At 74.1% G+C, this 25,527-nt stretch carries 24 protein-coding genes and 1 pseudogene; 10 read left to right on the top strand and 15 right to left on the bottom strand.

The features are described from left to right. Positions 1-149: 149 nt before the first annotated feature. The 8 genes and pseudogenes from Sya03_RS09285 to Sya03_RS09250 form a co-directional block, all read right to left on the bottom strand. The gene (locus Sya03_RS09285; protein ID WP_239107249.1) at positions 150-1,769 is read right to left on the bottom strand and encodes a DUF4153 domain-containing protein; all 1,620 of its coding nucleotides are present in this window, start codon (positions 1,767-1,769) and stop codon (positions 150-152) included. A gap of 225 nt (positions 1,770-1,994) precedes the next feature. Continuing rightward, complete coding sequence (locus Sya03_RS09280; protein ID WP_203937803.1) at positions 1,995-3,077, bottom strand: sensor histidine kinase; 1,083 nt, start codon at positions 3,075-3,077, stop codon at positions 1,995-1,997. Further along, on the bottom strand, positions 3,074-3,745 hold the full coding sequence (locus tag Sya03_RS09275; RefSeq protein ID WP_203937802.1) for a response regulator transcription factor: 672 nt from the start codon (positions 3,743-3,745) through the stop codon (positions 3,074-3,076). Before Sya03_RS09275 ends, Sya03_RS09280 begins: the two co-directional genes overlap by 4 nt. Positions 3,746-3,958: 213 nt before the next feature. After that, positions 3,959-4,708: pseudogene (locus tag Sya03_RS09270) on the bottom strand (LytR/AlgR family response regulator transcription factor). Next, positions 4,705-5,913: a sensor histidine kinase gene (locus tag Sya03_RS09265; protein ID WP_203937801.1), complete on the bottom strand. Its 1,209-nt coding sequence runs from the start codon at positions 5,911-5,913 to the stop codon at positions 4,705-4,707. Before Sya03_RS09265 ends, Sya03_RS09270 begins: the two are co-directional and overlap by 4 nt. A 23-nt stretch (positions 5,914-5,936) precedes the next feature. Beyond that, positions 5,937-6,710, bottom strand: a complete 774-nt coding sequence (locus Sya03_RS09260) for a ZIP family metal transporter (RefSeq protein WP_203937800.1) — start codon at positions 6,708-6,710, stop codon at positions 5,937-5,939. 225 nt (positions 6,711-6,935) lie between these two features. Then, entirely contained in the window at positions 6,936-8,483 is a 1,548-nt protein-coding gene (locus tag Sya03_RS09255) for a sugar transferase (RefSeq protein ID WP_370871920.1), read from the bottom strand. A 122-nt stretch (positions 8,484-8,605) separates the two neighbouring features. Next, on the bottom strand, positions 8,606-9,466 hold the full coding sequence (locus Sya03_RS09250) for an Fpg/Nei family DNA glycosylase (protein WP_203937798.1): 861 nt from the start codon (positions 9,464-9,466) through the stop codon (positions 8,606-8,608). Positions 9,467-9,503: 37 nt separating this feature from the next. Here Sya03_RS09250 and Sya03_RS09245 point away from each other — a divergent pair, with 37 nt between their 5' ends. Genes Sya03_RS09245 through Sya03_RS09235 form a run of 3 tightly spaced genes read left to right on the top strand, consistent with a single transcriptional unit; the run spans position 9,504 to position 13,016 of the window. Continuing rightward, positions 9,504-10,667 (top strand): glycosyltransferase, encoded by a 1,164-nt coding sequence (locus Sya03_RS09245; RefSeq protein WP_203937797.1) that lies wholly within the window; start codon positions 9,504-9,506, stop codon positions 10,665-10,667. Positions 10,668-10,697: 30 nt separating this feature from the next. Next, positions 10,698-12,236: an arylsulfotransferase family protein gene (locus Sya03_RS09240; RefSeq protein WP_203937796.1), complete on the top strand. Its 1,539-nt coding sequence runs from the start codon at positions 10,698-10,700 to the stop codon at positions 12,234-12,236. Between the two features lie 39 nt (positions 12,237-12,275). After that, a complete protein-coding gene (locus tag Sya03_RS09235) occupies positions 12,276-13,016 on the top strand; it encodes a hypothetical protein (RefSeq protein ID WP_203937795.1) in 741 nt (246 codons plus the stop codon). 18 nt (positions 13,017-13,034) lie between these two features. Here Sya03_RS09235 and Sya03_RS09230 read toward each other — a convergent pair whose 3' ends face one another. The 4 genes from Sya03_RS09230 to Sya03_RS09215 form a co-directional block, all read right to left on the bottom strand. Further along, on the bottom strand, positions 13,035-13,760 hold the full coding sequence (locus Sya03_RS09230) for a CDP-alcohol phosphatidyltransferase family protein (RefSeq protein ID WP_203937794.1): 726 nt from the start codon (positions 13,758-13,760) through the stop codon (positions 13,035-13,037). Continuing rightward, positions 13,735-14,796: an iron-containing alcohol dehydrogenase family protein gene (locus Sya03_RS09225; protein WP_203937793.1), complete on the bottom strand. Its 1,062-nt coding sequence runs from the start codon at positions 14,794-14,796 to the stop codon at positions 13,735-13,737. Before Sya03_RS09225 ends, Sya03_RS09230 begins: the two co-directional genes overlap by 26 nt. Then, positions 14,784-15,515: a phosphocholine cytidylyltransferase family protein gene (locus Sya03_RS09220; protein WP_203937792.1), complete on the bottom strand. Its 732-nt coding sequence runs from the start codon at positions 15,513-15,515 to the stop codon at positions 14,784-14,786. Before Sya03_RS09220 ends, Sya03_RS09225 begins: the two co-directional genes overlap by 13 nt. A gap of 131 nt (positions 15,516-15,646) precedes the next feature. Continuing rightward, positions 15,647-16,096, bottom strand: coding sequence for an NUDIX domain-containing protein (locus tag Sya03_RS09215; RefSeq protein ID WP_203937791.1), 450 nt, complete (start codon positions 16,094-16,096; stop codon positions 15,647-15,649). A gap of 38 nt (positions 16,097-16,134) precedes the next feature. On the opposite strand from Sya03_RS09215, the gene Sya03_RS09210 reads away from it, so the two are divergent. From Sya03_RS09210 to Sya03_RS09200, 3 genes are all read left to right on the top strand, one after another. After that, positions 16,135-17,232 (top strand): aminotransferase-like domain-containing protein, encoded by a 1,098-nt coding sequence (locus Sya03_RS09210; protein WP_203937790.1) that lies wholly within the window; start codon positions 16,135-16,137, stop codon positions 17,230-17,232. Positions 17,233-17,496: 264 nt separating this feature from the next. After that, complete coding sequence (gene corA / locus Sya03_RS09205) at positions 17,497-18,627, top strand: magnesium/cobalt transporter CorA (RefSeq protein ID WP_203937789.1); 1,131 nt, start codon at positions 17,497-17,499, stop codon at positions 18,625-18,627. A gap of 56 nt (positions 18,628-18,683) precedes the next feature. Continuing rightward, positions 18,684-20,087, top strand: coding sequence for an Nramp family divalent metal transporter (locus Sya03_RS09200; RefSeq protein WP_203937788.1), 1,404 nt, complete (start codon positions 18,684-18,686; stop codon positions 20,085-20,087). A gap of 24 nt (positions 20,088-20,111) precedes the next feature. On the opposite strand, the gene Sya03_RS09195 is transcribed toward Sya03_RS09200, so the two are convergent. Beyond that, positions 20,112-20,807: a hypothetical protein gene (locus Sya03_RS09195; RefSeq protein WP_203937787.1), complete on the bottom strand. Its 696-nt coding sequence runs from the start codon at positions 20,805-20,807 to the stop codon at positions 20,112-20,114. A gap of 116 nt (positions 20,808-20,923) precedes the next feature. On the opposite strand from Sya03_RS09195, the gene Sya03_RS09190 reads away from it, so the two are divergent. After that, the gene (locus Sya03_RS09190) at positions 20,924-21,349 is read left to right on the top strand and encodes a hypothetical protein (protein ID WP_203937786.1); all 426 of its coding nucleotides are present in this window, start codon (positions 20,924-20,926) and stop codon (positions 21,347-21,349) included. Between the two features lie 1,150 nt (positions 21,350-22,499). Here Sya03_RS09190 and Sya03_RS09185 read toward each other — a convergent pair. Next, complete coding sequence (locus Sya03_RS09185; protein WP_203937785.1) at positions 22,500-22,982, bottom strand: hypothetical protein; 483 nt, start codon at positions 22,980-22,982, stop codon at positions 22,500-22,502. 173 nt (positions 22,983-23,155) lie between these two features. Between Sya03_RS09185 and Sya03_RS09180 the strand changes: the two genes are divergently transcribed. The 3 genes from Sya03_RS09180 to Sya03_RS09170 are packed head-to-tail and all read left to right on the top strand — an operon-like array spanning position 23,156 to position 24,904. Beyond that, positions 23,156-23,824: an MOSC domain-containing protein gene (locus Sya03_RS09180; RefSeq protein ID WP_203937784.1), complete on the top strand. Its 669-nt coding sequence runs from the start codon at positions 23,156-23,158 to the stop codon at positions 23,822-23,824. After that, a complete protein-coding gene (locus Sya03_RS09175; protein WP_203937783.1) occupies positions 23,821-24,378 on the top strand; it encodes an isochorismatase family protein in 558 nt (185 codons plus the stop codon). The genes Sya03_RS09180 and Sya03_RS09175 overlap by 4 nt, the downstream gene beginning before the upstream one ends. 37 nt (positions 24,379-24,415) lie before the next feature. Next, positions 24,416-24,904, top strand: coding sequence for a hypothetical protein (locus Sya03_RS09170; protein WP_203937782.1), 489 nt, complete (start codon positions 24,416-24,418; stop codon positions 24,902-24,904). On the opposite strand, the gene Sya03_RS09165 is transcribed toward Sya03_RS09170, so the two are convergent. Beyond that, entirely contained in the window at positions 24,901-25,470 is a 570-nt protein-coding gene (locus Sya03_RS09165; RefSeq protein ID WP_239107248.1) for a cadmium resistance transporter, read from the bottom strand. The genes Sya03_RS09170 and Sya03_RS09165 overlap by 4 nt on opposite strands. Between the last annotated feature and the right edge of the window lie 57 nt (positions 25,471-25,527).

Here is a 25,527-nt window from a genome sequence, read left to right as displayed (position 1 = left end):
GCCGGGCCCGCTCGTGCCGGGCCCGGCTGCGCCGGCGTCGGCTGCCGGGCCAGGGGTGGGCGGGTCGGTGCGCGGCGGGTCGGCGCCGGGCATGGTCATGGTGCGGAGTCTTGCGGGTTGCGGGGCGATGTCAAGGCGCCGCCGCGCCGTCAGTCCACCGGGCACCCCAGCGGCTTCCCGCTCACCGAGATGCCGGTGAGCAGCGGGCGGGCGCGCTCGCGGGCCAGGTTGAACTCGTACCACGACTCCCTGGTCAGGTTGAGCGGGGAGGCGTTCTCGCCGAGCAGGCACAGGCGCAGGTGGGCGGGCGCCCGGTCCAGGGCGGGCACCGCGTCGGCGGAGAGGTTGCGCAGGTACCAGACGTCCACCGGGCCGTGGTTCAGGTTGTACTCGGCGATCGTGCGGTCCGGGTCGACGGCGGCGAGGCCGAGCAGCGCCGCGACGCCCGCGGCGAGCACCGCCCGGGGCAGCCACGGCGCGCGCAGCCGGACGCCCGCGATCAGCACCATGACGAACACCGCGCCCAGCCACAGCTCGCACGCGAACACCAGGATCCGCAGCCGGGTCAGCCCGTACGCGTCGGCGTACACCCCCATCCGGTACAGCGCGGACGCGACGATGAGCAGGGTCAGCCCGGCGAGCAGCCCGAGCAGGACGCGGACGACGGTGCGGTCGCCCCGGCCGGCGCGCGGCGCCCAGCGGACCGCACCGGCCAGCACCAGCAGCGTCAGCCCGGTGACGACGAGCAGCTGCCAGAACCCGGCGCGGGCGTACTCCGCGTAGGTCAGCCCGGCGGTCCGCAGCACGTGCCCCGCGCCGCCGAACAGCACGGTGGCCTGCACCGCCACGAACGCGGCGAACAGCAGGACCAGCGCCGCCAGCGGGACGAGCCACTCCAGGCGGCGCACCGGCCGGTATTGCGGCACGTCCAGGTGCGCGGTCGCCGGCGGGGCGGCCCGCCAGTACGCGGCCCCGGCGACGGCCGCCGTGAGGACCGGGAACAGCAGCGCCCAGCGCGCCACCGTGCCCGCGTCGAGGGTCGGCAGCAGGGACGACACCAGTTCGGCGAACGCCGGGTCCGCCGACGCGAACAGCCCCCCGAACACCAGCAGCAGCACGGCCGCGACGGCGGCGGTCAGCGCGTACCGGGCGCGCGTGCCGTCGCCGCGGCGCAGGACGGCGGCCCCGCGGCTCAGCCACGGCAGGGCGCGCAGCGCCGCGATGGGCTGGCCGGCGACCGTCCAGGCCACCGCCCGCACCGACCGCCCGCCGCCGACGGCCAGCGCCGCCGTGAACAGCGACGCCAGCACGCACAGCGCGAACAGCCACCCCGCCGCCCGGAACGTGCCCACGGTCAGCAGCGCCAGCGTGGCCGCCGCCCACCCGATGCGGTCGGCGTGCCGGGCGGGCGGCTTCGCGGGGATCAGCGCGGGCGGCATCCGGTCGGGCGCGGCGGCGCGGCCGGCGACGGCGAGCGCCGCGGCGGCGCCCGTGCCCGCGACCACCCACCCCATGCCGGGCCGGTCGAGCGGCAGGGCGAGCGTGCCGAGCGCGGCGGCCCCGAACACGGCGACGACGGCGGCCGGCGGCGCGGGCCGCGCCGGCCCGGGCCAGCGCCGCCAGGTGACGGGCTGCCACGGCCCGTGCGCCGGCTGCAGGTGCAGTGGCGCCTGTCCCTCGGCGCCGGCCGCCTGCTGGAGGGCGGCGGTCTGCCGCCCGTGGGCCCACGCCGCCCCGGTGCCACCCGGCGGCGGGCCGGGCTGCGGCACCGGCCCGGGGTGGGGTGGGAAGGCCGACGGCCCGGCAGCGGCCGACGGCCCGGAAGCGGGTGGCGGCGCCGCAGCGGGCGGGGGCCCGGCCGGCGGCGGAGCGGGTTCGTCCGCGGCGGGGGGTGTGGTCGTCATCGGGTGCGCCTCCTGGAAGCGGGTGTACGGCATCGCCCGGCCGCCCGGCGGAGAGAGCCCGCGGACCGGTCATGACAGTGCGGTCGAGGCCTACGTGGAGCCGGTCAGCGCCGGTGTCGTGGCGCCCGGCAGGCGGACGTGGACGTGGCAGCCGGGGGCGCCGTCGTCGTCGGCCGGGTCGACGACGGCGATCGTGCCGTGGTGCAGCTGGACGACCCAGCGGGCGATGGCCAGGCCCAGGCCGGTGCCGCCGCCGGTGGCGCGTTCGCCGCGGGTGAAGCGTTCGAAGACGCGGTCGCGTTCGGTGGCGGGGATGCCGTCGCCGGAGTCGGCGACGGCGAACAGCAGGTCGTCGTCCTGGCGTTCGACCCGGACGCGGACGGTGCCGCCGGGCGGGCTGTGCCGGGCCGCGTTGTCGAGGAGGTTGGCGAAGACCTGGTGGAGGCGTTCCGGGTCGCCGGGGACGGTGAGCCGCTCATCGCGCACGTCGAGTTCGAACCGCACGTCGCGGCCGCCGCCGGCCGCGTTGACCCGGGCCTCGGCGACGACCTGGCGCAGGAAGCCCGCCACCGCGATGGTCTCCCGCTGCATCGGCACGACCCCGGCATCGAGGCGGGACAGGTCGAGCAGTTCGGCGACGAGGCGGCCGAGGCGTTCGGTCTGGGCGAGGGCGGTGCGCATCTCGGCGGGGGACGGCTGGGCGACGCCGTCGACCACGTTCTCCAGCAGGCCGCGCAGGGCGGTGATGGGGGTGCGCAGCTCATGGGACACGTTGGCGATGAGTTCGCGGCGCTGCCGGTCGGCGGCGGCCAGGTCGCTGGCCATCTGGTTGAACGCGGCGGCCAGTTCGCCGACCTCGTCGCGGGAGTGGGTGCGGACCCGGCGGGTGTAGTCGCCGTGCGCCATCTCCCGGGCGGCGACGGTCATCTGGCGCAGCGGCACGATCGCCCCGTGCGCCATGACCTGGAGCGTGACGAGCGCCAGCGCGACGGCGACGGCGAGGAACGACGCCCGTAGTGGGATCCACTCCAGGCTGTACCACAGCACGAGCAGGCCGACGCCGCCCGCGAACCCGAGCGCCAGCGACAGTTTCGCCTTGATGGAGCGCACCGGGTCGAGCGGGCGGGGCAGCCACCCGAACACCGCCCCGGCGATGCGGCGCAGCCGGCTCACCGGCCGACCTCCAGCGCGTACCCGACGCCGTGCACGGTCCGGATGAGGTCGGCGCCGAGCTTGCGGCGCAGGCCCTTGATGTGGCTGTCGACGGTGCGGGTGCCGGACGCGTCGGCCCAGCCCCACACGTCCGCCAGCAGGCGTTCGCGGGGCAGCACGGTGCGCGGCCGCCCGGCGAGGTGCACGAGCAGGTCGAACTCGGTGGGGGTCAGGTGCGCCTCGACGCCGGCCCGGGTGACGCGCCGCTCGGCGCGGTTGATCTCCAGGTCGCCGAGGACGATGGGCGGCTCGCCGCCGGCCGCCTTCGTCATGCGCCGCAGCAGGGCGTGCACCCGCGCGGCCAGCTCGCGCATGGAGAACGGCTTGGTGAGGTAGTCGTCGGCGCCGACGGCCAGGCCGACGAGCAGGTCGGTCTCGTCGTCGCGGGCGGTCAGCATGAGGACGGGCACGGGCCGCTCGGCCTGCAGGCGGCGGCACACCTCCAGCCCGTCGAAGCCGGGGAGCATCACGTCGAGCACGACGGCGTCCGGCCGCAGCCGGCGGGCTGCCTCGACGGCGCCGGGGCCGTCGCCGGCGACGTGCACGGCGAAGCCCTCGGCCCGCAGCCGCGCGGCCACCGCGTCGGCGATCGTCCGCTCGTCCTCGACGACCAGAATCGTCCGCTGCACGTGCCACCCCTGTCGCTCCGGTGGACCGACCGGGTCGTACGCCCCCGTGCCGCACGACCCGACCGGCCGCCGCACCCCGTCGACTGACTTTCTAGCCTGCCGGGGCAAGCGGCCCTGTCGACAAGCAGCTTATGGATCACCCGTGGTGGCCCGGGGGTGGCGTTGTGAACAACCTGTGGAGAAACCCGCCCTGTGGACAAGCCTGTGGATAACTCAGCGGGTCCAGTCCTGCTTCGCCGCGCGGACCAGCCGGTCCTTCAGCTCGCGGGTGTGCCGGCGGCTGACCGGCAGCTCGGTGCCGTCGACCACGACGACGTACCCGGAGTTGGTGAGCCGCAGCTCGGCGATCAGGGCGAGCTGCACGAGGAACGACCGGTGGATGCGCACGAACCCGGCGTCCGCTCACCGCTCGGCCAGCGTCGCCAGCGACACCCGCACCAGGTGCGACGCGTCGAGGGTGTGCAGGCGGGCGTAGTCGCCCTGCGCCTCCACCCAGCGCACCGCCGACCGGGGCAGCATGCGGGTGGTGCCGGCCAGCTCGACGGGGATGGTCGGGTCGGGCGGGGCGGCGGCCGGCGCCGGTCGGGGCGCGGGCCGCACCTCGGCGACGCGGCGCAGGGACTCGGCGAGCCGCTCCCGGCGCACGGGCTTACGGACGTAGTCGGTGACGCCCAGGTCGAACGCGTCGACGGCCCCGTCGTCGTACGCGGTGACGAAGACGATCGCGGGCGGCCGGGAGAACCGGCGCAGCACCCGGGCCAGTTCCATGCCGTCGAGGCCGGGCATGCGGATGTCGAGGAACACGGCGTCGACGTCGGTGTCGCGCAGTACCCGCAGCGCGTCGGTGGCGTCGCCGGCGGTGTGCACGGCGGCGACGCGTTCGTCGGCGCGCAGCAGGTACGCCAGCTCGTCCAGGGCGGGCGGCTCGTCGTCGACGGCAAGCACGGTCAGGTGGCCGGTCACGACGCCCGTACCCCCGGGTGGAACTTCGGCAGCCGGATGCTGACCTTGGTGCCGGCGCCCAGCGCGGTCTCCACGACGAGCCCGTACTGGTCGCCGAAGACCGACCGCAGCCGCTCGTCGACGTTCGACAGCCCGACGTGCTGGCCGTCGCCGTCCCCCGCGGCCGCGGCGGCCACGCCCGCGGCCAGTGACTCCGGGTCCATCCCCACGCCGTCATCCTCGACCGTGATGTGGCACTCGGCGCCCGCGTCCCGGGCCTCGATGCTCACCATACCGACGCCCGGTTTGCGCGACAGTCCGTGCCGGACGGCGTTCTCGACCAGCGGCTGCAGGCACAGGAACGGCAGGCCGACCGGCAGCACCTCGGGCGCGATCAGCAGCCGCACCTGCAGCCGGTCGCCGAACCGGGCCCGCTCGATGGTGAGATAGCGGTCGATGGCGCGCAGCTCCTCGGCGAGCGTCGTGAACTCGCCGTGCTGCCGGAACGAGTACCGGGTGAACTCGGCGAACTCGAGAATCAGCTCGCGGGCCCGCTCGGGGTCGGTGCGCACGAACGAGGCGATCGCCGTCAGCGCGTTGTAGATGAAGTGCGGGCTGATCTGCGCGCGCAGCGCCCGTACCTCGGCCTTGGCGAGCCGCTCGCGCGACGAGTCCAGCTCGGCCACGGCGAGCTGCGAGCCCGCCCAGCGGGCGGTCTCGCGCGTCGCCTGCACCAGACCGGGAGCCGGCGGGTCGTCGGCGATCGCGATCAGCGCGGCCGCCGCGCGCCGCCGCGGCGCCAGCAGGGGTACGACCACAGCGCCCCGCACCACGCAGTCCACCCGGTCGCACGGCAGGTCGGCCTCGCTCAGCACGGCCGACCGCTGCCCGGCGATGACCTTGCGGGTGGCGGCGACGAGCTGGTCGGCGTGGTGCTGCCCGCGCCCGTCGCAGGCCAGCACCTTGTCGGCGTCGGCGACGACCACCCCCACCGCCCCGATGAGCGTCCGCAGGTGCCGCACGGCCCGGGCGGCGGACGCGGCGGTCAGCCCGTCCCGCAACGGCTCGGCGGCCAGCGACGCGGTGTGCAGCACGTCGTAGGTGGCCCGCTGCATGGCCGTGGCGATGCCCCGCCGGGCCCGCAACCGCAGAACCGCCACCACGGCGCCGGCGAGCGCGGCGACGAGCGCCAGCACGGCCAGCACGGTCGGCAGGTCAGCCCTCACGCGGGCATCCTGCCACGGTCGGCTCAGAGGGTGGCGAGGACGAACGACAGCACGAACCCGGCGGTGGTGGCGAGCGCGACCGTCGGCCCGCCCTTCTCGTACGCCTCCGGCATCAGCGTGTCGGCCAGCGACGCCAGCACCGCGCCCGCCGCGAACGCCAGCGGCAGCGAGATCGTCTCCGGGTCGGCGCCGGACAGCGGCCCCGCCCCGACGACCACGGCGACGGTGAGCAGCGCCGCGCACGCCAGCCACGTGCCGAGGATGAACGTCTGCGAGCGGCCCTGCGCCCGCATGGACGCGCTGCCGACCAGCGCCTCCGGGAAGTTCGACACGAAGATCGCCGCGAGCAGCGCCAGCCCGCCGGTCCCCTCGCCCAGCGAGACCCCCAGCGCCACGTTCTCGGGTACGCCGTCGAGCGTCACCGCGGCCAGCAGAGCCAGCCCGGCCGCCCCGGACCGCGACGCCGCCGACGCCGCCCGGTCGCTGGCGGCGGCGTCCGGGTCGAGCTTCTCGCTGCCGTGCTCCTCCGGCCGGCCGCCGCGCGCCACCCGGTCGAGCCAGGCGCTGAGCACGGTGAACACGACCGCCCCGACGATCAGCCCGAGCGCGGCCCGCCAGATCCCGCCGTGCTCGTACGCGTCCTCGAACAGCTCGAACGACAGGGCGGTGATGAGCGCCCCGGCCGCGAACGCCAGCATGACGGCCAGCACCCGCTTCGGCAGCTGGACCCGGGCGCCCACCACCGCGCCGATGACCAGCGCGCTGGAGGCGATGACCCCGAAGATGAGCGCTTCCATGCCGCTCTGTTACCCGGCGATTCCGATTTCGACCGCGGTGGATGCTCCGGCCTCGCGATCGGTGGCCGCGGTGCGGCGCCACGCCCCGCGAGCCGGAAGCAGGGTGTCGAGGGCGACCCGGCAAGGTTCCGGGGGTGGGGTGGCCCACGGAGGGATCAAGCCTGACCGCCCGGAGTGGGCCACCCCACCCCCGGAACCGACCCACCGCAACCGGCCCGGAAACCGCTAGTAGGCGCCCTTGCGCTTGAGCACGACCCAGATCGTCCGCCACAGGATGGCGAGGTCGTAGGTGAGCGACCAGTTGTCGACGTAGTAGAGGTCGAGGCGCACGGCCTCGTCCCACGACAGCTCGGAGCGCCCGCTGACCTGCCACAGCCCGGTGATGCCCGGCCGCACGAGCAGTCGCCGGCGGACGTCGCCGAGGTAGTCGCCGTCGTCGGCGGGCAACGGGCGGGGGCCGACGAGGGACATCTCGCCCTTGAGGACGTTGATGAGCTGGGGGAGTTCGTCGAGGGAGGTGGCGCGCAGCTTCTTGCCCATGGGGAAGATGCGGGGGTCCTCGCGCATCTTGAACAGCATGCCGTCGCCCTCGTTGAGTTCCTCGAGGGTGGCGCGGCGCTCCTCGGCGTCGACGGTCATGGTGCGGAACTTCCAGACCCGGAAGGTGCGGCCCTCGTGGCCGACGCGGGGCTGGCGGAAGAAGACCGGGCCCTTGGGGTCGCTGACGCGGATGCAGATGGCGATGACCAGCAGCAGCGGCGACAGGATGAGCAGGCCGGCGGCGGCGGCGACGCGGTCGAGGAGGTTCTTGGCGAGCCAGCCGATGCCGCTGAGGGTGGGTTCCTCGACGTGCAGCAGGGGCAGGCCCTCGATGGGCCGGATGTGGACGCGCGGCCCGGCGATGTCGGTGAGCTGGGGGGCGACGACGAGGTCGACGCCGGTGCCTTCGAGCTGCCAGGCGAGGCGGCGCAGTTCGCCGGGTTCGGCGCTGGCGGAGCCGCAGACGGCGATGGTGTCGGCGCCGACCTCGCGGACGAGGGCGAGGACGTCGCGGCCCGCGTACACGGGGACGGGGGTCTCGACGCCGCGGGCGGCGGCGTAGCCGTCGGTGAGGTGGATGGCGACGGGGATGAGGCCGGCGGCGGGGCTGCGGGTGACGGCGGTGTAGACCTCGAGGGCCTCGGGAAGGGTGCCGACGAGCACCATGCGGTGGGCGCCGTGGCCGGTGCGGCGGCGGGCGACGTGCAGCACCTGCCGGGCGCCGTAGCGGCAGAGCAGGATGAGGACCATGGCGCCGACGAGGACGGAGCCGACGGTGGCGCGGGACAGGTCGGTCTTGGTGGCGAACGCGACGAACGAGACGCTGGCGGCGACGACGACGAAGGCGCGGACGACCCGTTTGAACTCGTCGCTGCCGAGGCCGAGGTAGCGCCGGTCGTAGCTGCCGCTGCCCCAGAGCACGATGAGCCAGGCGGTGGGCAGGGCGAGGTAGGCGACGAGGTTGAAGACGCCCTCCTGGCCCTGGAAGCCGGCGCCGGCCTGTTCGAAGGTGGTGACGGCGAGCCAGCTGGCGAGGACGGCGCAGGCGTAGTCGAGGACGAGCAGCACGGCGATGTACGGCCGGTGCCAGCGGGACACCCGCCGGTGTGAGCGGGTCCAGGCGGAGCGGGGCACGCCGTTGCGCGGCGGCTGCTCCTGCCACTCGAAGCTGTCGTAACGCAACGTGCTGCTCCGGCTGCTGTCGGTTACCGGGCGTTGGAGGCTCGTCGTCACCTGACCTACGTCCTCCCGCACGACTCGCGTCGCCCAACCTTCCGTGGGACCGGGCCACTATACCGATGGATGCAGCCTCCGGTGCGGGCGAACTGACCGGTTCGTGTCCCGAATGTGCCCCGTCACCGAATCAGCTTGGACAGTCTCCGGTCGGCGAGTGGCTTGCCGTTGGTCTGGCAGGTGGCGCAGTACTGCAGGCTGGAGTCGGCGAACGAGACCTCACGGACCGTGTCGCCGCAGACGGGGCACGGTAACCCGGTGCGAGCGTGGACGCGCAGTCCCGCCCGCTTCTCGCCCTTCAGCTCGGCCGCCTTCTGCCCCACTGAACGGGCCACCGCGTCGGTCAGCAGCTGGCGGGTCGCCGCGTACAGCCGGGCCATCTGCTCGTCGGTCAGCTTGTTCGTCAGCGCGAACGGCGACAGCCGCGCCAGGTGCAGGATCTCGTCGGAGTAGGCGTTGCCCACCCCGCACAGCACCTCCTGGTCGGTCAGCACGCCCTTGACCTGCCCGCGCCGGCCCCGGATGCGCTCGGCGAACGTGTCGGCGTCCACGTCGAGCACGCCCGGCCCGAGGCGCGCGATGCCCGGCACGAGGCGCGGGTCGGTCACCAGGTAGGCGTTGAGCGACTTGCGGGTGCCCGCCTCGGTCAGGTCGAAGCCGGAGCCGTCGTCGAGCCGGATCCGCAGCGCGATCGGGCCCTTGCCCGGCTTCAGCGGGGCGGCGCCCGGGAACGCCTCGCGGTAGTGCAGCCAGCCCGCCCGGGCCAGGTGGGTGACGAGGTGCAGCTCGTCGCCGAGGTGCACGTCGAGGAACTTGCCGTGCCGGGACGCCCCGGTGACCTCCAGGCCCGTGGCCGCGGTGGGCGGCGGGTCGAACGTCTTCATCACGTTGAACGCCACCACCTCGAGGCGCTCGACGCGCCGGCCGACCGCGCGGTCACGCAGGTACGCGGCGAGGGCTTCGACCTCGGGCAGCTCAGGCACGGGTTCACGGTAACGCGGGGGGCTAGGCTGCGACACCGTGAAGGTGGTCGTCGCACACAACCGGTACCGCACGGGCCAGCCGTCGGGCGAGAACGTCATCGTCGACGCGGAGATGGCGCAGCTGCGCGCCGCGGGCGTCGAGGTGATCCCGTTCCTGCGCGAGTCCGACGCCATCGCCACCATGTCGAAGGGCGAGAAGGCGCTGCTGCCGATCTCGCCGATCTGGAACCGGTCCGCCCAGCAGGACCTCGCGCGGGTCATCGGCGAGCACCGGCCCGACCTGCTGCACCTGCACAACCCGTACCCGCTGCTCTCGCCCTGGGTCGTGCGCACCGCGCACGCGCACGGCGTGCCGGTGGTGCAGACCGTGCACAACTACCGGCAGGTGTGCTCGTCGGGCCTGTACTTCCGGGACGGCCACGTCTGCCACGACTGCCGCGACAAGGCGTTCGGGCTGCCCGCGATCCGGCACCGGTGCTACCGCGACTCCGCGCTGCAGAGCGCCCTGATGGCCACCACGCTGGCCGTGCACCGGCCGACGTGGAAGTCGGTCGACCGGTACGTGGCGCTCACCGACGGCATCGCCTGGCACCTGCGCGACTACGGCATCCCGCGCGAGCGCATCACGGTCAAGCCGAACGCGATCGACGACCCGGGCGAGCCGGCCCCGCCCGGCGACGGCTTCCTCTACTTCGCCCGGCTCAGCCCGGAGAAGGGCGTCGGGCTGCTGCTCGACGCCTGGCGGCGGCACCCCGACGGCGCGCTGGGCACGCTGCGCGTCGCGGGCGACGGCGAGCTGCGCCCGCTGGTCGAGGCGGCCGCCACAGAACGCTCCGACGTGGAGTACCTCGGCATCCTCGACCGGGCCGGCATCCAGGCCGCGCTGCGCGCCACCGCCGTCGTGGTCGCCGTGCCCACCTGGCACGACGTGCTGCCGACCGTCGTCATCGAGGCGTTCGCCGCGGGCCGGCCCGTCCTGGGTACGGCGATGGGCGGCATCCCGTACCTGATCGGGCACTCCGGCGGCTGGACGGTCGAGCCGACGGCGGACGCGGTGGCGGCGGCGCTGCCCGCGGCCCGGGCGGGCGCGGCGGCGGCCGCCCCGGCGGCGCGGGCCCGCTACCTGGACACCTTCCATCCCGACGTGGTCACCCGGCAGCTCATCGACATCTACGCCGATTCATACGCTTCTCACAGGTAGATCACCGCCGAAACAGGGAACGTTGGCGGCGTGGCGGAGACGGACGAGACACGACAGGCCTGGTCCCGGCGGCAGCTGCTGATCGCCGGCGGCGGCGCGGCCGCGGCGGCCGTGGCCGGCGGCGGCGCGGGGTGGGCGCTGCGCCGGCCCGCGGAGACGGCGCAGCCCGCGGCGGAACCGGCGGCGGCGCCCCCGCGCTACCGCTCCCGCCCCGACCTGAACGCGCTGCCCCAGGTCACCGTCACCACCGCGGCGGCGGGCGCCGCGTCCGGGTACGTGTTCCTCACCCCGGCCTCCGGCAAGGGCCTGTGGGGACCGCTCATCGTCGACGACGCCGGCGAGCCCGTGTGGTTCCGCAAGGTCCCCGACCCGGCCACCGTCGCCATCGACTTCAAGGCCCAGCGGTACCGCGGCAAGCCCGTCCTGACCTGGTGGGAGGGCACGATCGGGGGCACCGGCGGGCAGGGCGTCGGCCAGGGCGAGTTCGTGATCGCCGACCAGGCGTACCGCGAGATCACCCGGGTCCGGGCCGCCGGCACCGAGCAGGCCGACCAGCACGACTTCGTCATCACCGGCGACGACACCGCGCTGTTCTGGGTGTACGACCCGGTGCCGCGCGACCTGTCCGCGCTGGGCGGGCCCGCCGACGGCGTGCTGCACGACGGCCTCATCCAGGAGATCGACATCGCCACCGGGCGCGTCGTGTGGCAGTGGCGGGCGAGTGACCACGTCGACCTCGACGAGTCGTACGCGCCGCTGCCGCAGGGCGAGAGCGCGAAGCTCCCCTACGACTACTTCCACGCCAACTCCGTGGGCGTCGACGCCGACGGCGACATCCTCGTCTCCGCCCGGCACACCTGGGCCTGCTACAAGATCGCCAGGCGGTCCGGCGAGATCCGGTGGCGGCTCGGCGGCAAGCGGTCCGACTTCCCGCTGGACGAGCGGTCCACGTTCTCCTGGCAGCACGACGTGCGGCGGCGCCGCGACGGGGCGTACAGCCTGTTCGACAACGGCGCCGGCGTCACCAAGGAGCGCGACTACTCCCGCGGCCTGGTGCTGCGCCTCGACGAGGCCGCCCGCACCGCCACGTTCGTCCGCGAGTTCGTGCAGGAGCAGCGCGTGTCCGCGCCGACGCAGGGCTCGTTCCGCGAGCTGTCCGACGGCGGCTCCTTCGCCGGCTGGGGCCAGAGCCCGCACTTCACCGAGTACGCGCCCGACGGCACCGTCCGCTTCGGCGGGCACCTGCCGCTGGACAACCAGTCGTACCGGGCGTACCGGATGGACTGGGAGGGCCTGCCCACCGACCAGCCGGCGCTCGGCGTGCGGGTCGAGAACGGCGCCGTGATCGTCAGCGCCAGCTGGAACGGCGCGACGAAGGTGGCCCGGTGGCGGGCCCGCGCCGGCGGCCAGCCCGGCCGCGACACCCTCGCCGCCGTGGCGGAGACCGCGCGCACCGGCTTCGAGACCACCCTCACCGTGCCCGGCACCCCGGAGTACGTGGTGGCCGAGGCGCTCGACGCCGCCGGCAACGTGCTCGGCACCAGCTCGGCGGTGCCCGTCCGGATCTAGCCGGGCGAGCCTGGCGCGCGGTCGCTAGGCTGCCGCCCCGTGAGCCCGCTTCCCGTGCGCCGCGCCGCCCTCGCCGCCGCCGCCGTCCTCTGTGTCCTCCTGCCCGCCGCGCCCGCCGGCGCGGCGCCCGGCGACATCCCCGGCACCCCCACGGAGTACTACTCCGCCGGGTCCGCCGACACGCAGCCGATCCACCCGTCCGCCGGCGGCTGGTCGGTGGTCGCGAACGACGACACCCCGATGCGGCTGCGCCGGGCGCTGCCGGTGTTCGTGCCGCCGCGGCCCCTCTTCCCGGTGCTCACCGAGGCGGTGCCCGGCACCGGCTGGGTGGCGGCCTACCACGGCCCCGGGGGCCGCGCGCCGGGCGAGCGGCTGCGGGTCGAGTCCTACCGGCAGGGCCCGGTCGGGCACTACACCGTCCAGTTCATCGACGGTGGCACCGAGGTGCTCCCGGACAGCGCGTTCACCGTCGGCGTGGAGAAGGCGCGCTGGCTGGCCGACCTGCGGCACGTGCGCCTGACCCGGGGCCGGCGCGTGACGGTCACGGTGACCGGCGGCGCGGCCGAGTCGGTCAGCGTGCTGCGGTTCGACCCGGCGCGCCCGACGTCCGCCGTGCAGAACTGGAACGACGCCCTGCACAACGAGTACATCGGCAAGGCCGAGCCCGACCACGTCACCACGTTCTCGTTCACCGCCGACGTGGACGGTGTGTACGGCCTGCTGTTCCGCCGGCTGGGCTACTACGCGGACACCGCCGAGGTGACCCTCAGCACGAGCTGATCGGCCCCCCGCGGTGCGTCAGCGCAGCGACTCGCGGCCCGAGAACAGGATGCTGGCGCCCAGGAAGCCGCCGTTGACCAGCGTGAACGCCGCCACGACCCAGATCGTCCAGCTCGGCATGACGGTCAGCACCAGCCCGGCGGCCAGAATGACCGCGCCGTAGTCGCGGACCAGCTTCAGCACCCGCACCGGCAGCGACGTCGAGGTGACGATGCTGGCCGCCTGCGGGCCGTGCTGCATGACGCTGGTGACCAGGTTGACCATCCAGGTGCCCGCGAACGCGGCCAGCAGCCACGCCGGCGTCTCCGGCACCTGCGCCTCCGCGGTCGCGGCCAGCGCCGCCACCAGGGCGATCTGGCCGGCGACGTCGCACAGCACGTCGACCCGGCCGCCCGCGGCGCTGGTCTGGCCGGTGACCCGGGCGAGCTGGCCGTCGGCGCAGTCCAGCGCGTACGCGGCCTGCCAGCCGAGCAGGGCGAGCAGCCCGATCGCCCAGAACGGCACCCGGCCGTCGGCCACCGGCTCGGCCGCGGCCACGACGACCGCCGAGACCAGCACGCTCAACCCCAGGTTGGCCACCGTGAGCACGGTCGGCGCCAGCCGCCGGTGGTACGCCCACAGCGCGACGCGCGCGCCGAGCCGCTGGCTGACCGCCTCGCTGAACAGCCCGCCGCCCCGGTTGACCCGGTAGAAGTCGGCGACCGTGGGGGCGTTCGGGTCAGTGGTCGGCGACGGCGTCGACATACTCGCCCATCTTCCTGCGGATCTGGGCCGGCTCCAGGGCCAGGTGCTCCAGGATCGTGTACCGGTCGGGGCGGGTGCGCGGCGCGAACTCCACCGCGTCGACGAAGTGGTCGTCGCTGATGCCCAGGTCGAGGTGGGTGCGCGGCAGCTCGTGCCGGGCCAGGCACTCGGCCATCTGGACGAACCGGCGCTCGTCGCCGCGCAGGAACGTGCAGAACAGCGCCCCGAGCCCGGCCAGCTCGCCGTGCGACGCGGTGCCCGGCAGCAGCGAGTCGACGGCGTGCATGATCTCGTGGCAGCCGCCGCTGCACGGGCGGCTGCTGCCGCACACCGCCATCGCCAGCCCGCTGGAGATGAGCGCCTCGGCGAGCACGGTGACGAACGGGTCGTCCTGCATGCCGCCCGGCATGGTCAGGACGGCCTCGGCGCCGACCCGGGCCAGCGACGCGGCCAGGCCGTCGACGGGCTCGCCGCGCACCTCGCGGGCCAGCTCCCAGTCGGCCAGGGCGCTGATGTTGCTGATGACGTCGCCGACGCCGGCGCGGTTGTGCCGCTCGGGCCCGTCCTCGACGAAGTCGAGGTCGACGATGACCGCGATCGGGATGTGCACCCCGTACGAGCCCTTGATGCCGTCGTTGACCAGCGACGCGACCGGCGACGCGATGCCGTCGTTGGCGAGGCTGGTGGCGACCGACACCATCGGCATGCCCCACCGGGTGGCCGCGTACTTCGCCGTGTCGATGGTCTTGCCGCCGCCGATGCCGACGACCGCGTCGTACGACCGCGACCGCAGCTTGCCGGCCAGCTCGACCGCCGAGTCGAGGGTGCCCCCGGCGGCCGTGTAGACGTCGGCGGAGCCCAGGTTGGGCTTGATCAGTTCGGCGATCTTCTCGCCCTGGCCCGGTCCGACCACCACCGCGACGTCGCCGCCGGCGGAGATGCGGCCGTCGGCCAGGATCCGGCCGAGGTCGGCGACCGCGCCCCGCCGCACGTCGATGTGCAGCGGCGCCATGATCGTCCGAGCTAGTAGCGGCATGCGATGTCCCGCGCCTTGGCCAGGTCCTCGTGGTTGTCGACCTCGACCCACGGGATGTCGCCGATGGTGGCCGCGCGCACCTCGCCGCCCCGGTTCGCGTACTCCTGGTAGCCGTCCTCGTAGTAGAGGTTCGGGTCCCGCTCGAACGTCGTCCTCAGCGCGTCGGCCAGGTCGGCGGCCACGTGCGGCTCGATGAGCGTGGCGCCGATGTACTCGCCGAACGCGTCCGCCGGGTCCATCAGCTTGGTGATGCGGGTCAGCCGGCCGTCGGCGTCGAAGATGGTCTTCATCTCCTCGTCGGCCAGCTTCTTCACGTTGTCGACGGCGAGCAGGATGCCCGGCCCGCGCTGGGCCAGCAGCGTCTCCTCGACGCTCACCGGGTGCACGGTGTCGCCGTTGACGAGCAGCGCGCCCTGCGCGAAGTGGTCGCGCGCCAGCCACAGCGAGTACGCGTTGTTCCACTCCTCGGCCTTGTCGTTGTGCACGAGGCTGATGGTCACGCCGTACTTCTGCTCGAAGGCGTCCTTGCGCTCCTCGACGGCGTTCGCGCAGTACCCGACGACGATCGTCACGTCGGTCAGCCCGGCGGCCGCCAGGTTCCGCAGCGAGATGTCCATGATCGTGGTGTCGCCGTCGACCGGCACGAGCGCCTTGGGCAGGGTGTCGGTGTACGGGCGCAGGCGGCGGCCGGCTCCCGCGGCGAGGACCAGACCGATCATGGGTATTCCTCCAGAACAGAAGGCGACGCGGAGGCGACGAAGGGGTGTCGCCCAGCGAGGATAGCGCTGGGTGACATCCGGGACCGGCGGGCCGTCGATCCTTCAACGGTCCGGGGCACGTCCGCGACGCGTCAGAGCCCGATCGTGTGCAGGGTGGCGAAGCCGTCCTCGGCGATGCGGCGCAGCAGCCCGTCGTCGATGTGCCGGTGCTCGTCGAGCACGTCCAGGTCCGACTCGGCGAGCCACCGCCACTCGGTGTGCTTGCCCTCCTCCAGCCGGGGGCGCAGCAGGTCGCCGTCGACGCGGACGAGGAAGTCGGACTCCAGCCGGTCGACGCCGTCGTCGCCGCGGTAGGCGTAGTCGCCGATCAGGCCGAGGATGACGGAGACGCGCCAGCCGGTCTCCTCGGTGACCTCGCGGTGCAGGGCCTCCTCGACGGTCTCGCCCGGCTCGACGTGGCCGCCGACGAAGTCCCAGCAGTTCGGGAAGAGGCGGCGGTGCGGGGAGCGGCGCTGGACGAAGATGCGGCCGCCGTCGTCGACGACGAGGGCGCTCGCCACACGCAAGGGCTCGACCGGCACATCAGCCACCTTAATCGGACCTCGTAAGCTTGCTGGCCATGAGCGCTGAGCAGCTGATCTCGTTCGCCCGTGGGGCGCCGTCCCTGGACATCGTCGACGTCGAAGGGCTGAAGGCGGCCGCCGTGCGCGCCTTCGAGACGGACCCGGCCGGGGTGACCGCCTACGGTACGTCCGTCGGCTACCTGCCGCTGCGCAAGTGGATCGCGGACAAGCACGGCGTCACGCCGGAGCAGGTGTTCGTGACGAACGGCTCGATGCAGGCCGACGCGTTCCTGTTCGACCACCTGGTGCAGGCGGGCGACGCCGTCGTGGTGGAGAAGCCGACCTACGACCGCACCCTGCTGAGCCTGCAGCAGAAGGGCGGCAAGGTGCACCAGGTCACGATCGAGCCGGACGGCATCGACGTGGCCGAGCTGCGGCAGCTGCTGGAGTCGGGGCTGCGCCCGAAGCTGGCGCACATCATCCCGAACTTCCAGAACCCGGCCGGTGTGACGCTGTCGCTGGACAAGCGCCGCGAGCTGCTCGAGCTGGCCGCCGAGTACGGCTTCACGATCTTCGAGGACGACCCGTACGTGGACATCCGGTTCCGCGGCGAGGCGCTGCCGTCGATGTTGTCGATGGACACCAGCGGCGTGGTGGTGCACGCGTCGAGCTTCACCAAGACGGTGGCCCCGGGCGTGCGGGTGGGTTACCTGGTGGGCCCGGCCGACGTGATCGGCGCGATCGCGAAGAAGGCCACCAACCTCTACATCTCGCCGGGCATGGTGGCGCAGGCGATCGTGCACCAGTTCTGCGTGTCGGGCGACATCGAGCGGTCGATCGCCACGGTCAGCACGGCGCTGGCCGAGCGGGCCACGGTGCTGGCGGCGGCGCTGCGCGAGCACATCCCGGGCGCGACGTTCACCGAGCCGGACGGCGGCTACTTCCTGTGGGTCGACCTGCCGGAGGACGTGGACGTGGAGAAGCTGTTCCCGGTGGCGACCGCGAAGGGCGTGGCCGTGGTGAAGGGCAGCGACTTCCTGCTCGACGGCGGCCGCAGCTCACTACGCCTGGCGTACTCGGCCGTGACGGTGGACCAGATCGACGAGGGTGTGCGCCGGCTGGCCGCGGCCATCGACGAGACGCGTGGTAAGTAGCCGACTGTCGGGTTCCCGACACTAGGGCCCGGAAGTCGGTCTGACGTTTCCGTTCGGACCGGCTCCGGGCCCACAATGCTGCGAGCGCCCGGCCGTGCGACCGCACGGCCCCGGGCCCCGGAACACCACCCCCCGCCCCCATCGGTGCCGGGTGGGCCGCTCGCACCCCCCACCCCCCGAAGCGGTCGGTCCACCCGGCGCCCAGCGGCCGAGCCCCGGCCAGGCGTAGCCTCGTTGGGGCTCTAGCTAGGGGGAGGCGGCGACATGGGCGACAACGGATACGGCGTACGACCGCCGCGCACCCTCACCAAGGCGCTCGCCGCGCCGGTGCGGGCGATGAACCGCATCCTCGGCGCCGCCGACGACGGCAGCCTCCCCGTCGGCCCCGGCGACGACCGCAGCTCCGTCGTCGACTGCGGCGTCTACGTGGACGGGGTGCGCCAGCCCGGCGACTGGACCTACGTCGACGCCCTCGCCGCCGCCCGCCGCGAGACCAACGCGTTCGTCTGGCTCGGCCTGCACGAGCCGTCCGCCGCCGAGATGGCCGGCATCGCCGAGACGTACAACCTGCACGAGCTGGCCGTCGAGGACGCCGTCAAGGCGCAGCAGCGCGCCAAGCTGGAGCAGTTCGGCGACACCTACTTCCTGGTGCTGCGCACCGCGCGGTACGTGGAGCACAGCGAGCTGACCGAGAACTCGCAGATCGTCGAGACCGGCCAGGTGCTGATCTTCATCGGCCGGAACTTCGTCATCACCGTCCGGCACGGCAAGGGCTCCCGGCTCGGGCCGCTGCGCGCGCAGATGGAGACGAAGCAGGCGCTGCTGGAGCAGGGCCCGTGGGCGGTCGCGTACGCCGTCACCGACCGCGTCGTCGACGACTACGTCGAGGTGGCCGACCAGGTCGAGGACGACCTCGACGTCATCGAGGAGGGCGTCTTCGCCCGCACCGGCGGCACCGGCATCCAGTCGATCTACCAGATGAAGCGCGAGCTGGTGGAGTTCCGCCGCGCCGTCATCCCGCTGCAGCGCCCGCTGGCCACCCTGACGACCGCGCAGAACCACATCGTGCCCAAGGAGATCCGCCGCTACTTCCGCGACGTGCAGGACCACCTGGTGCGCACCGTCGAGCAGGTGGCGTCCTACGACGACCTGCTCAACTCCATCCTCCAGGCGCGGCTGGCGCAGGTGACCGTCGACCAGAACAACGACATGCGCAAGATCGCGGCCTGGGCCGGCATCGCGACCGTGTGGACCGCGTTCGCCGGGGTGTACGGCATGAACTTCGACTACATGCCCGAGCTCACCTGGCGCTTCGGCTACCCCGTGCTCATCACCGTGCTGCTGGCGATCTCCGTGCTGCTCTACCGGGCGTTCCGGCGCAACGGCTGGCTCTAGGACTTGCGCCCCCACCGGGGCTGGGTGATCGTTGGAGGGCCCGTCCTGGAGGAGTCGTGGCCACCACCTTCCCGACCCGTCACCTGCCCGGTCCCGAGGTCCGCGAGATGCCACCGGCGCCTTCGCGCTACGGCCGTCTCATCGGCCCCGGCATCATCGCCGCCGGTGTCGGCCTCGCGTCCGGCGAGTTCATCCTCTACCCGTACATCGCCTCCCAGGTCGGCCTCGTCTTCGTCTGGGCCGCCCTGATCGGCCTGGGCACGCAGTACTTCCTCAACATGGAGATCGAGCGCTACACCCTCGCCACCGGCGAGACCGCGCTCACCGGATTCAGCCGGTACTGGCGGCACTGGGGGCTGGTCTTCGCCCTGCTCACCTACTTCGCGAACCTCTGGCCCGGCTGGGCCACCAGCTCCGCGACCCTGGTGACGTACATCTTCGGCGGCTCCGTCCGGTGGATCGCCATCGGCATGCTGCTCACCATCGGCCTCATCCTCACCCTCGCCCCGGTCGTCTACGTCGCCCTCGAACGCGCCCAGATGCTCAAGGTCGCCGCCGTCCTCATCCTGTTCGTCGTCGCCGCGTTCGTCGCCATCGGCGCGTCCGCGTGGGGCGACGTGGGCCAGGTCATCACCCGCCCCCGCATCCCCGTCGAGGAGCTCGGCTTCGCCGTCCTGCTGGGCGCCCTCGCCTTCGCCGGCGGCGGCGGCGGGCAGAACCTCGTGCAGTCCAACTGGATCCGCGACAAGGGCTACGCCATGGGCAGCTACGTGCCGCGCCTGGTCAGCCCCGTCACCGGCGCCCCCGAGGCCGTCCCCAGCACCGGCTACACCTTCGAGCCGAACGACGAGAACCTGCGCCGCTGGAAGGGCTGGTGGCGGTTCGCCAACATCGAGCAGCTCACCACGTTCGTCGCCATCACGTTCGTGACCATCCTGTTCACCTCGCTGCTGGCGTACTCGACGGTCTTCGGCCGCGAGGGCCTGGCCAACAGCATCGGCTTCCTCGAGGTCGAGGGCGAGGTGCTCGGCGAGCGCGTCGGCTCCTGGTTCCAGTACCTGTTCTGGGTGGTCGGCGCGTTCTCGCTGTTCGCGGCCGCCCTCGGCATCGTCGACTACACCACCCGCCTGGCCGCCGACGTCATCAAGACCTCGTACGCCCGCAACGCCAACGAGAGCAAGCTCTACGCGGCCCTGGTGTGGGGCCTGGTCACCGTCGGCATCCTGGTGGTGCTGGCCGGCTTCGACCAGCCGCTCATCCTGCTGGTGATCTCGGCGGTCGTCGGCGGCTTCATGATGTTCATCTACTCCGGCCTGCTCATCCTCGTGAACCGCAAGATCCTGCCCAAGCCGATCCGGGTACGGGGGGTGCGGCTGGCCGCGCTGATCTGGTCGATCCTGCTGTTCGGCACCCTGTCGGTGCTGACGTTCGACGCCCAGATCCGGCGGCTGTTCGAGTAGCCGCGCGCCGCGGGGCCGGCCCCCTCAGCAGCTCATCCGGGCTCTGATCCGGGCCGGCACCGCGCCGCACGGGTCGTCGCCGTACTGCCGCCAGTACGGGTCCAGCGCCCACGTCCACCGCCGCTCCTGGTAGCGCAGCACCACCCAGCCGATCGCGTCGTAGCCGCGCACCGGCGCGTACGCCTGACCGGCCTGGCAGGTGACCGCGCCGGTGACGGTCAGGTCGACCGGGCTGCCCTCGAAGACCGTGCTCGCCTGGGCGTCGGCGGCCCGCTCGAACTCGGCTCGGGACAGGCAGGGCCCGTACGCGGGCCCGCGCGGCTCGCCCGCCGGCGCGGCGGCCGGGTCGTCGGGGCCGGGTGGGGCGGCGATGCTGCGCACGTCCGCGGCGATGCGGACGCCCGCGCCGCCGCGCAGCTCGCTGTAGAGGGTGCCGTCGCCGGTGACCACGGCCTTGAGGGCCGCGCCGACCTGCCGGACGGCGAGCAGCGGGCCGCCGTCGACGCTGACCCAGCGCGTGCCGTCGAGGCGCCACAGGCTCGGCGGCATCATCGGGACGCCGCCGGACGGGTCGCAGATGGAGCTGCTCATCGTGGCGTACAGGCGGCCGTCGCGGCCCCACCACGCGTCGCGCAGGAACGGCTCGGCGGCGCCGTCGGAGCCGTCGGTGACGGCGGCCGTCGCGGTGTCGGCGGGGGCGCCCCCGCCGAGGTCGGCCACGCGGACCGGCCCGGGGTGGCCGCAGTCCGCCGAACGACTCGATCACCGAGTACACGAGCCGGCCCCGGCCGGCGGCGACCGCCTGCACCTCGGCCAGCTCGCCGAAGGTGTCCACGGTGCGGCCGCCGCCGTCGGGTCGCGCCCAGACGAGGGCGCCGCCGGCACCGCCGCGGGTCAGCACGGCGAACCCGCCGTCGCCGCCGGCCACCGCCGCGCTCGCCCGCTGGCCCGCGGGCAGCGGCGGGCGCACGGTCCGGGCGGCCGCGGTGCCGGCGAGGTCCTGCAGCCGGACGGCGCCGCCCCGGTCGACCCAGGCCACCACCGAGCCCTCGACGGGTACGGCGTCGGCGCAGCCGCACCGGACGGTGCGCCGGGTCCCGTCGACGGCGTTCAGCGCGAGGATCGCGCCGTCCTCGGTGGCGGCGAACGCGTACCGGCCGTCGGCGGTGAACCGGGCGGGTCCGGCGACGGCGCCGGCGGCCCGGTGGGTGACCCGGTCGCCCCCGACCACGGCCAGCTCGCCGCCGGTGGCGTACGCGTAGCCGGGTTCGCTGCGGGCCAGCTCCTCGGCGACGAGCCCGAGCACCTCGTTGGTGTGCTGGATGAGCCGGGCCTCGTTGCCGTGGAAGCACGTGCCGAGCAGCGCGAGCAGCCAGTACGTGCGCACGTCGAGGTCGGCCTTCTGCCCCAGCGCGGCCAGCTCGCGGTCCCATCGGGCCCGCAGCGGCGAGGAGGTGACGCGGCACTCGGCGACCCGTTCGGGGTGGTCGCCGGACGTCGCGGACGCCACCGGCACGACGACGTCGCCCATGTCGACGTCCGGGCCGCGCAGGAAGAACAGGCCCGGCCCGGTCTCGACGACGAGGCGGCTGGTCAGCGTGTGGACCCGGGTCCCGCCCGGGTAGGGCTTCAGTGGCGTCATCTCCGGGCTGCCGGGCGCGAACGCGTGCGTGGCGGCCAGCCAGTCGACGACGTAGTTGAGCTGGTCGCAGCCGACCACGTCGAGGTCCCGGCACAGCACCACGAGCTGGTGCAGGATCGCGAACAGCGCCGCCGTCGCCCGGTTGGACGCCGCCGCCGCGTCCGCCGCCGCGTCGGCCAGCGACGACCCGATCCCGGAGATCAGCGAGCCCTCGTACGGCGTGCCGAGGGTGACGACGAGCCCGACGCGCTCGCGGCGCTCGGCGCCGCCCGGCGCCCGGTCGGTCAGCGACCACCGGGTCATCAGGCCGCCCATGGAGTGCGCGACCACGATCATCCGGTGCCCGCGGAACGCGGGGTGGGCGGTCAGGCAGCCCTCCGCCTTGAGGAACTTGTCCGCGCCGCCGCCGTCGGCGAGGAAGAAGCGGTGCGCCTCGGCCGTGTAGTCCAGGGTGTACACGGCCGCGCCGGGCAGCTTCTGCAGGTTTCCGAGCAGGCTGTGCTGCGTCTTCGGCGTGACGGGAAGCGTCGACAGGTCGGTGGGCTCCGACCACATGCCGGGCTTGCCGAGGAACCACCCGTGCACGAGCAGGATCGGGGTCCAGCTGCCGTCGGCGTGCGGCCGACGCTGCACGCCCTTCTCCAGCCCGGCCAGCTGCACGGGCGCGCCGCAGGTGGCGGGCGGTGCGGGGACCTCGGCCGCGGCGGGCGCCACCGGCACGGCCAGGACGGTCAGGACCAGCAGCACCGCCAGGGCGGCGCGGCGGGCCCTCACCGGGCCTCGTCGATCGGGGTGGTGCTGAGGACGCGCCAGGCGCCGCCCTCCTGCACCGTGACGAGCCGGAACCGGACGCCCGGCTGCCCGGGCCGGGTGGCGGTGACGGTGATCGACGCGACGGCGCCGGTGCGGTGCCAGCTGGCCGGGTCGACGGCGAGCGTGGTCCCGGCCGGCAGCGCGCGGCGGACGTCGCCGAACTGCTCGCGGGCGCTCGCGGTGAGCGCGCTGGTGTCCGCGGCGGCGAACTGCGCGGGCAGCTGTGCGACGAGCGCGGTGACGGCGGCGAGGCGTTCGGGCTCACCGGGGTCGGCCGTGGTGCGCACGACGACGGCGTCGGCCGGGGCGGCCGGGGCGGCGGGCGTGGCCGGCGCGTCGGCCTGCGGCCACAGCAGCACCGCGACGGCGGCGAGCCCGCCGAGGGTGAGCACGCCGGCGCCGAGCAGCGCGTAGACGCGCGGACTCCTGGACAGAGCCACCCCTGCACCTCCAGGTGATCGGGCAGATGCACAGGGTAGTGACGGACGGGACGCCGGTGACCCGGCCGTTGGGACTCTTCTTCCGGGCGGTGTCGATCCGCGGGTCGGCCGTTCGTGCAGGGCGGCCGCGAAACGCCGTCGACTTCCGGGCCCGCGCCCGGTATGCAGGGCGGATGGGAACGATCCTGTCGGTCAACCTCGCCGTCCCCGAGCTGAGCACCGCCAAGTCCGTCGGCGTGACCGGGATCAACAAGCGGCCCGTCGACGGACCCGTCGCGGTGCGCGCCCCCGGCCCGAAGACGACCGGTCTGCACAGCGGCCTGGTCGGCGACCAGATCTTCGACATCCAGCACCACGGCGGCGACGACCAGGCCGTCTACGCGTACGCCCGCGAGGACTACGACTGGTGGGAGGAGCGCCTCGGCCGCACCCTGCCCGGCGGCCTGTTCGGCGAGAACCTCACCACGGCCGGCGTCGACGTCAACGGGGCCGTGATCGGCGAGCGCTGGCGCATCGGCGCCGACCTGGTGCTGGAGCCGACGTTCGGGCGCATCCCGTGCGCCACGTTCCAGGCGAAGATGGGCGAGCCGCGCTGGCTGAGGACGTTCACCCTGGAGAACCGGCCCGGCGCGTACCTGCGGGTCGTCGAGCCGGGTGACGTGCGCGCCGGCGACCCGGTGACGGTGACCGACCGCCCCGCGCACGGCGTCACGATCGCCGCCGCGTTCGGGGCGTTCATGACCGACCGGGACCGCCTGCCCGCGCTCGCCGCCACGCCGGGCCTGCCCGGGCCGCTGCGTGAGTTGCTGGAGGAGCGGCTGGGACTACGGTCACAACCATGACGACACTGCCGAACCGGCCGCACACCGCCCTGCTGGTCATCGACGTGCAGCAGGGCGTCGTGGCGGGCGCCCACGAGCGCGACGCCGTCGTGGCGAACATCGCCGGTCTCGTCGAGCGGGCCCGCCGCGAGCGGGTCCCGGTCGTCTGGGTCCAGCACTCCGATGACGGCCTGGCGTACGGCAGCGACGAGTGGCGCATCGTCGGCGAGCTGACGCCCGACCCGGCCGAGCCGCGCATCGAGAAGAACTACAGCGACTCCTTCGAGGACACCACGCTGGAGACGGTGCTGGCGGGGCTCGGCGTCGGCCGGCTGGTCGTCACCGGCGCGCAGACCGACGCCTGCGTCCGCTCGACGCTGCACGGCGCGCTGGTCCGGGGGTACGACACCACGCTGGTCAGCGACGCGCACACCACCGAGGACCTGTCGCAGTGGGGCGCCCCGCCGCCCGGCCAGGTCATCGCCCACACGAACCTGTACTGGGCCGACCAGACCGCCCCGGGCCGCACCGCCGGCACGGTGGAGACGAAGGACGTCTCGTTCGCCCCGTCGTGACGCCGCCGGGCCCGGGCCGTCCGCTTACGATCGAGGGGTGTTCCCCGACGACAACTGGAATGCGCGCGACCGCTACCTGACGGAGCGCCAGCAGACCCTCGACGCCCGCGAGCGGCTGCTGGACGCCCGCGAGCGGCGGCTGGCCGGCCTGGAGGCGAAGACGACCGTCCAGCGCGAGGCGGTGGAGGAGCGCGAACGGGTGGTCGCCGAGCGCGAGGTGATCGCCGAGCGCCGCGAACGGGAGGCCAACGAGCGCGAGGCGCTGGCCGACAGCCGCGAGACGAACGCCACGACCCGCGAACGCCTGCTGGACGAGCGCTCCGCCCAGGGCGACACCGAACCGCCGGACCCCCTGGACCGCATCGAGGAGGCGTTCGCCCGCGAGGTCTCCCGGCTGGACCGCAGCGACGCGTTCCTGGAACGGTCCCGGGCGGCGGTGCAGCGCGCCCAGGCCCGCCTGGACGCCCTGCGTCTGGCCCGGGAGACCCCGCCCCCGCCCTCGCCGCCCTCCTCGCCGCCGTCCTAGCCGCCGCCCTCAACGAGGATCACCACGCCGATCCCGATGAGCACCACCGGCAGGATCACGTGCCCCCACCGGCCGAGCACCCGCGCCGCGACCGGCCGCGTCGCCAGGAACCAGCCGCCCGCGCACCACACCGCCACCCCGGCGAGGAACACCGCCACGTACACGGCCATCGCCCCGCCGCCGGCCACGGCGAACACCGGCACGTACACCCCGATGTTGTCGCCCCCGTTCGCGAACGTGACGGCCGCGACCTGCCACACCCCGACCGCGTCGGCGGGCTCGCCGTCGTCGTCGCCGCGGCGCCACAGCGCCCACGCCGCCTTCAGGCCGAGAACCAACGGCAGGATCCCCAGGTACGGCACGACGGCGTCCGGCAGCAGCCCGGCGCCCAGCGCCCCCACCACCGCCACGGCGACGATCCCGGCGAACCCCAGGTACTGCCCCGCGACGACCCGCCACGCCCGCCGCCCGGCCACCCGCCCGAAGAACACGGCGAGCACCAGCAGGTCGTCGATGTTGGTCACCGAGAACATGCCGGCGGCCTGCCACACCGGCGCCCAGCTCACCGGACGAGTATCCCTTGAGTACCCGGGCTGAGTACGCCAGCTCAGGACCGCCCGGCC

It is taken from the genome of Spirilliplanes yamanashiensis, from assembly GCF_016863475.1.
In the GTDB taxonomy this organism is placed as follows: Bacteria; Actinomycetota; Actinomycetes; order Mycobacteriales; family Micromonosporaceae; genus Spirilliplanes; species Spirilliplanes yamanashiensis.
This window is presented reverse-complemented; position numbering and strand designations above follow the sequence as displayed.

What these genes read in the sequence shown, in the direction of transcription:
- Sya03_RS09220 (WP_203937792.1), bottom strand. Translation starts at nt 15,515, where the DNA reads ATGATCGGTCTGGTCCTCGCCGCGGGAGCCGGCCGCCGCCTGCGCCCG.
- Sya03_RS09260 (WP_203937800.1), bottom strand. Translation starts at nt 6,710, where the DNA reads ATGGAAGCGCTCATCTTCGGGGTCATCGCCTCCAGCGCGCTGGTCATC.
- Sya03_RS09175 (WP_203937783.1), top strand. Translation starts at nt 23,821, where the DNA reads ATGACGACACTGCCGAACCGGCCGCACACCGCCCTGCTGGTCATCGAC.
- Sya03_RS09210 (WP_203937790.1), top strand. Translation starts at nt 16,135, where the DNA reads ATGAGCGCTGAGCAGCTGATCTCGTTCGCCCGTGGGGCGCCGTCCCTG.
- Sya03_RS09230 (WP_203937794.1), bottom strand. Translation starts at nt 13,760, where the DNA reads ATGTCGACGCCGTCGCCGACCACTGACCCGAACGCCCCCACGGTCGCC.
- Sya03_RS09225 (WP_203937793.1), bottom strand. Translation starts at nt 14,796, where the DNA reads ATGCCGCTACTAGCTCGGACGATCATGGCGCCGCTGCACATCGACGTG.
- Sya03_RS09180 (WP_203937784.1), top strand. Translation starts at nt 23,156, where the DNA reads ATGGGAACGATCCTGTCGGTCAACCTCGCCGTCCCCGAGCTGAGCACC.
- corA (WP_203937789.1), top strand. Translation starts at nt 17,497, where the DNA reads ATGGGCGACAACGGATACGGCGTACGACCGCCGCGCACCCTCACCAAG.